Origin of the sequence: Psychrobacter sp. 16-MNA-CIBAN-0192, from assembly GCF_040309565.1 — a bacterium.
In the GTDB taxonomy this organism is placed as follows: domain Bacteria; phylum Pseudomonadota; class Gammaproteobacteria; order Pseudomonadales; family Moraxellaceae; genus Psychrobacter.
In genome coordinates this window covers 1-5964 of record NZ_JBEOOX010000026.1, presented here as the reverse complement: position 1 = coordinate 5964, position 5964 = coordinate 1, and the positions used below count along the sequence as shown (strand labels likewise).

General features: G+C 36.3%; 7 protein-coding genes. 5 read left to right on the top strand and 2 right to left on the bottom strand.

The features are described 5' to 3' along the window. From AAEY78_RS12090 to AAEY78_RS12080, 3 genes are all read left to right on the top strand, one after another. Positions 1 to 989: ATP-binding protein (locus tag AAEY78_RS12090; RefSeq protein WP_352339597.1), on the top strand; the 989-nt coding region annotated here is incomplete at its 5' end. An 11-nt stretch (positions 990 to 1000) separates the two neighbouring features. After that, entirely contained in the window at positions 1001 to 1315 is a 315-nt protein-coding gene (locus AAEY78_RS12085) for an STAS-like domain-containing protein (protein ID WP_352339596.1), read from the top strand. Between the two features lie 16 nt (positions 1316 to 1331). Continuing rightward, entirely contained in the window at positions 1332 to 1850 is a 519-nt protein-coding gene (locus AAEY78_RS12080) for a hypothetical protein (protein WP_352339595.1), read from the top strand. A gap of 104 nt (positions 1851 to 1954) precedes the next feature. Here the strand turns inward: AAEY78_RS12080 and mobQ are convergent, their stop codons facing one another. Then, complete coding sequence (gene mobQ, locus AAEY78_RS12075; protein ID WP_352339594.1) at positions 1955 to 3436, bottom strand: MobQ family relaxase; 1482 nt, start codon at positions 3434 to 3436, stop codon at positions 1955 to 1957. Between the two features lie 47 nt (positions 3437 to 3483). Continuing rightward, positions 3484 to 3756 carry a hypothetical protein gene (locus tag AAEY78_RS12070; RefSeq protein ID WP_352339593.1) on the bottom strand — a complete coding sequence of 91 codons (273 nt, stop codon included), beginning with the start codon at positions 3754 to 3756 and terminating at the stop codon, positions 3484 to 3486. Between the two features lie 195 nt (positions 3757 to 3951). Between AAEY78_RS12070 and AAEY78_RS12065 the strand changes: the two genes are divergently transcribed. Together AAEY78_RS12065 and repM are read left to right on the top strand one after the other, a co-directional pair. Then, positions 3952 to 4368: a hypothetical protein gene (locus tag AAEY78_RS12065; protein WP_352339592.1), complete on the top strand. Its 417-nt coding sequence runs from the start codon at positions 3952 to 3954 to the stop codon at positions 4366 to 4368. A gap of 296 nt (positions 4369 to 4664) precedes the next feature. Continuing rightward, entirely contained in the window at positions 4665 to 5594 is a 930-nt protein-coding gene (repM, locus tag AAEY78_RS12060; RefSeq protein ID WP_352339591.1) for a replication initiation protein RepM, read from the top strand. Positions 5595 to 5964 lie beyond the last annotated feature (370 nt).

Here is a 5964-nt window from a genome sequence, read left to right as displayed (position 1 = left end):
AGAATATAAAATTTTCTAACAATTTGTCTCTCTTTATACCTAAAGAAAGACGAAAGATCGTAAAATTAGTACAAGCTGTTGAGTCAAAAACAACTAATAAGTACTTTTTAAATTTTTCAGATGTAGAGGTACTAAACCCCTTAACTGCCCTATATATTACACACTCTTTAGATAAGTACCCTGACGCTAAATTTCACTCTAAGTTTTGTAAAGCTGTGATTCCACGTGCAGTTTTTAAGCTTCTAGGTATTAATCAAAGCTTCTCATTAGGTGATATTAATAAGTCTAAATATCACACTTATGTTGATGATTGGAATATATTTAGTGGAGAAGATGGAGACTTACCAAAATCTACAACAGATCACTTAATTGAGATGCGCAATCTTTTTGAAGATAAAAATGCATTTTTTAAGCTTTTTAACGCTATTATGGAAGCCATAAATAACGTTGTGCAGCATGCTTATCATGAAAGTAGCTATAAAAAATGGTTTATGCTCACCCATCTATGTGAGAATAAAGACACAAACAATAAGAGCATATCAGTAGTTGTATCGGATTTAGGTGTTTCAGTACCTTACAATACGCCAAAGTCTTTTAGAGAAAAAATTTCAGATATGGTCAACTATGATATCAATAAGTTTTTGAGAAATATCGGTTTTTCATCTGAAAAAACGATAGAGTCTACTGAAGAACTGCGCTCTTTCAATGATACTAGACTAATTAAAATTGCAACAAGTCTTCACTCTACCAGTACTAATGTAGAGGGCAGAGGCAAAGGCTTTAATGATATTCTTGATCTTGTAAGAAGTGCAAATAAGTTTAAAGAAATAGGAAGTGTTACAACTTCAGTATTAAGTCGTTCCGGTAGTTACGTCTACAAAGCATTCCCTGATGGTACTTCTAAAGAAGTCTCACTTAATGATGGACTAGAAGATTTTGATAATCAGATCAGAGGAACGGTAATATCGTGGACAATTCAATTTATTTAGGGTTGTATATAATGAAAACAATAAACGTTGCTACTGAATTCTCAATCATACCTTCAGGACGTCAGATAGGAGATGGTAGTGCAACAGGTAAGCATTTCTACGATATTTTAGTGAAGACAATTCTAGGTTTAGATAAAAATGAAAAGCTAATAATTAACTTTGATGGGGTGCTTACAGCGGGTTCCTCATTTCTTGATGAAGCTTTTGCAGGATTGATTCGTAACAGGATTCTTTCAAAGAAAGATTTTAATGAGAAAATTGAAATTATAGCTATTGAACATCCTGAGATTAAAGAAAAAATAACTAGATATGTTAAAAATGCTTAAGTGTTATTAATACTATATGAATTTCTCACTAGAAGGTTCAAATCTTGACTATGGTCTAACTGTCGCAGTTATAGGTCTATTTGTTGCTATTATTGCGCTCTTAGCTAGTTGTATCTTTTTCTATCATCAGAATTTTAAATCTAAACAGCAGCTCTGTTTAAATGAAATCATTAATAGGCTAGAACTAATAATTGCTTTAGTAAAAACTTCTTTTAATCCTACAGATCGTCATTACGAAATTTATTCTGAATTTACTTTTCACTCAGTATTACTTAAATATAACATTGAAAAATTTAATAAGTCCGAACCCTATATTACCTTAAAATCAGTAAGTAAGAAAAATAGAGACAGTGTGATAATTATCACTCAACAGCTTATTGATCTCATTGAATATATTGACCTTAATACACCTGTTGAAACCCCAACGACATACGATATTAATAATATAGAAGAAATAAACGAAATAAAAACAGCCCTTAGTCATATTACTGCTAAAGCTACTGAGATCATCAAGCTTGCTTATGCAATGATATAGAAAAAATTATATACCCTTAGAGTCTATAATTTTTTCTATTAGAATCTCCCTTCTTAAAAACGCTTCAAGCAATATTCAAGAAGAAACCTACTATCATACTTACTCTAACGTTCTATATCCTGATCCTTGCTAGGCTTAGGAGTTCTTACCGCCACTCTTTCGGGTATTGTTTTTACTTTGATAGGTGGTAAAACGACTTCACCACTCATTATGTCAGGTATCTTATCGTCAATGGCGTTGAGCATTTTCTTAAGCTTTTCAGGCTCATTAGCATATACCTCTGACACCATTCTTTTAACAGCCTCAATATTTGCCCTAATCGCCTCCTGTTCGGGGGATTCTGTTAGTAGCTCCGTTTGCTGTGCTAATTCTTCCTGTTTGGCTACTACAGCTTGATTGTCAGGCTGTAATGATGCTTGGATAGCCTGCTGAGGTTCATGTGGCTCTAAGGGCTGCTGTGGGCGTTCTGCTATATCTCTAGGTGCGGTGCTTGCGACTGTCTTATTCTCTGATCGGACTTCGCTTGTGTGTCCTTGCCCCAATTCGTTGCTCTCGCTGCTACCAACTGGCGGTAATTCTCGTCCTCGCTCATTTGAATCGCTCTCAAAGCTTGGCGATCTATCCACTGGCTCACTAATTGGCTCGATTCTTTCTCGTTCTTGCTCATGGTCAACACTCCTAATGGGTTCAGGTTCAGCTGTTGGTATTCCTAGATCATCAAAAGCTTGGTATAGCTTAGGCTGTTTTTCAGCAATGTCTCTTTTAACTTCGGGCAGTCTACGTTTAACAAAAAGGGCTTTGTTCTGAAACTCGGTTGCTTGTTTGAGTTGTTTTTCCAAAAGCTCGTTGACGGCATCAGGATCATAGGCACTTACCGCACGATTGAAGTTACCAAGCTCCGTTTTAATCCCTTTACGCTCTAAGGCACTTGCCCCAACGCCCATCTTGATGGTTGGCTCACGCTCTAAGCCCTGATCTTTCAGGCTTCTATGGTCAATACCAATAAGATTATTATTCTTATCTCTAATACCATACTCATGTAGATGCTCATTGGTGGTTTTCGCCCACTGTTCACGCCAATAGACCACCTCACCGCTTTTTCGCTCGTCAAGCTCACGGGTTTTCGTCGTAAAACCGTCTTGTTCCAGTCTTCTGGTACTCAGCATGATATGAGCATGGAAGTTTTGCTTCTTATTTCGGCTTCTATCATCGTGCAAATGAGCATCTACCGCACAGCCATGCCTTGCTACGATTTGCTTAGCAAAGTCTTGTACCAGTGCAATGCGCTGTTCTTCATTGAGTTCATGCGGTAACGCCACTTCAAACTCTCTTGCTACCGTACTATTTTTTCGCTTCTCTGCGCTCTCTACTTCATTCCACAGCTGTTGACGATCTAACGCCCACTCTGGGGCGTTCTCCGGTAAAAATATCTCACTGTGCAATACATCGCTTTTTCTCGTGTAATCATGATGACACCTATCACGGTCTGAATATATTTTTGCACCGGCACGATAAGCCACAGCAGCAGTAGCAGATTGCCCATTGCTGCGTGAGAATGTTTTGACGGATAGGTGATAGATCGCCATAACTTACTGATTCATTCCTTGTCATTTTTCTGCTGAAAAATGCGTATTTAGAGTTTGGTTATTTCTTTAAGGTAATCTACAAACGCTAAGGTGGCTGCTCTATTGCCATCCAATCCCATGTGCTGAACCTCAATTCCCCATAAGTAATCAAAAATTACTTCCCCATCAACGTTTTGACAGATCAGCTCATATAGTTCAGGTACATAAGAATCGTACTCTCCTATCGCCCGTGGATTATCTGAAACACCGATAGGATCCCACTTATAATGTAATGCTTCTGCTATAGACCTATAGAGATTTATGTCTATTTCATTTGTCATAACTGCCTTCCAATAAAAAGAACCTTTAGGTTGCTTGGTTTGGCTTTTGGGGGTACAGGGGGATTTCCCCTTGTCGCACTGCAAACTATGATAAGCTCACCGTTAAGGGGAGTTTATCATAGTTTGCATAAGTGCGCCATTGTACTCAATTATGGTACTATTTTTAGGTCTTATACAAGGGTAGGAGCAAGTTAGGTGTCTAAAATAAGAAAGGAACTAGAAGATCAATTAGCTAAAAAACTGCTTGAACGTGATGAGCTGCTTGCTGAAATGAGATCGGTTCGTTCAGCAGTTGTAAAAGACAATCCAAAGAAAAATAAATGGTTGCTCACTGCGATAGAGAGAATCGAAAAGCTAGATAAATATATCAGTCAGAATAACAATAGAATACAGGACATAGATAAGCGTAAGGAAAAAGCTGATGAAGCTATTAATACTAGAAAACATAATCAGCAGAAGTATCTATTGGGTGCTATGGTTGAGCATTTATTGAAAACCGACAAGCTAAGTAAAGATTTTGTCCGTAAAGAGCTAGATAGGTTTTTAAGACGTGATTATGATATAGAATTATTTTCTGACTACTTTGATGACAGTACTGAAGATTTAAGTTGAGAATGCAGTTCGTTTTTTCTCTTGTCTTGTTAGTTAATAAAAAAAAGAAAAAGGCTTTTAATGTTTTTAATAGCTTTTAAAGACTTTTACGTCCTCTGTAAGCCTTTTTGTTAAAGGGTTTGATTCGCTATAAAGCAACGTTTACCCTGCTATAAAGCAACGTTTACCCTGCTATAAAGCAACGTTTACCCTGCTATAAAGCAACGTTTACCCTGTTTAAAGCAACAAATAATAATTAGTTGCTTATTAGGTTTTTGTATGTGATGATCTAATCACGATAATGATTAGAGGTTTATATGAAATTGGTTGTTAAAGACAATTCATTGATTAACGCTAGTTACTCGCTTGGCTTAGTCGAGCAAAGAATAATGTTGCTTGCAATCGTTGAAGCTAGAGAAACTGGTCAAGGAATTGATACAGATACATTTTTAGAGGTTCATGCTCAGCACTATGCAGATCGTTTTGATATTGATGTAAACAATGCTTATTCCATGCTCTCAGAGGCTACCCAGACTCTTTTTAATCGGCAAGTAACTTACACTGTACAGGATGAAAAACGTAATAAACCTGAAAAAAGAGTGGTGCGTTGGGTAAGTGGTATTTCTTATGTAGAAGGAGCAGGAGTAGTGAAATTACGTTTTGCTCCTGAAGTAGTGCCCCTGATTACTCGCTTAGAAAAGAATTTCACTAGTTATGAGCTTGAACAGGTAAAAAATCTCAACACTTATTCTACAAGGCTATATGAAATTCTAGTAAGTTGGAGGAGTGTCGGAAAAGTTACGATAACTCTTGAAAATTTACGTAATAATCTAGGATTAACTGATGAGTACTCTAGATTGGAAGCATTTAAAAGACGTGTTCTGGATTTAGCTCTTAATCAAATTAATGAGCATACGGATATTACTGCTCAATATGAACAACACAAGCAAGGTCGTGTTATTACAGGCTTTACTTTTAGATTCAAGATGAAAAAAGACAAGAAAAAAGTCGTTATTGAAGCAGGGAAGATAGATACTGATATGTTCACGATTGAAGGATTAAACGATAAGCAGTTAGGGAGAATCGTTCGAAATCCTGATTTTATTGCGGAATACAATCATTTAGTAAGCCCGACTAGTCTAGCTGGACAGACACAGCAAGGATGGGATTTTGAGATGATTAATAGACTAAAAAAGGACGCGTCACAGTTTAGTAAGCGTCCAATTAGAGGTTACTTAGAGTATTAAAGCTAGTAGTCTGTTTTAAGTGATTCATTAGATCAAAATAACAGTCTTACTGGAGTATGAAATAAGAATCCTCCTTATCTAAGAGATTATCTTTCAGTTTTGTGGCATACTTGCAGCCCCCGAATATTATGATGTCTATCTCAAACCCCAAGATGATTCTTAAGTGCAGTGAATTGTTTTTATGAAGAAACCTAATAAAAAGCTAATTATAAGACTTAAGAAATTAAACAATAAAGAACGAAGAAATAGCAAAAGTTATTCCTATAATGTATCTAAATCGAAACGCAATATAGAGAATATAAAATTTTCTAACAATTTGTCTCTCTTTATACCTAAAGAAAGACGAAAGATCGTAAAATTAGTACAAGCT

Bases quoted from the DNA above. Each gene is read 5' to 3' on its own strand.
- AAEY78_RS12085 (WP_352339596.1), top strand. From the start codon at position 1,001: ATGAAAACAATAAACGTTGCTACTGAATTCTCAATCATACCTTCAGGA.
- AAEY78_RS12080 (WP_352339595.1), top strand. From the start codon at position 1,332: ATGAATTTCTCACTAGAAGGTTCAAATCTTGACTATGGTCTAACTGTC.
- mobQ (WP_352339594.1), bottom strand. From the start codon at position 3,436: ATGGCGATCTATCACCTATCCGTCAAAACATTCTCACGCAGCAATGGG.
- AAEY78_RS12070 (WP_352339593.1), bottom strand. From the start codon at position 3,756: ATGACAAATGAAATAGACATAAATCTCTATAGGTCTATAGCAGAAGCA.
- repM (WP_352339591.1), top strand. From the start codon at position 4,665: ATGAAATTGGTTGTTAAAGACAATTCATTGATTAACGCTAGTTACTCG.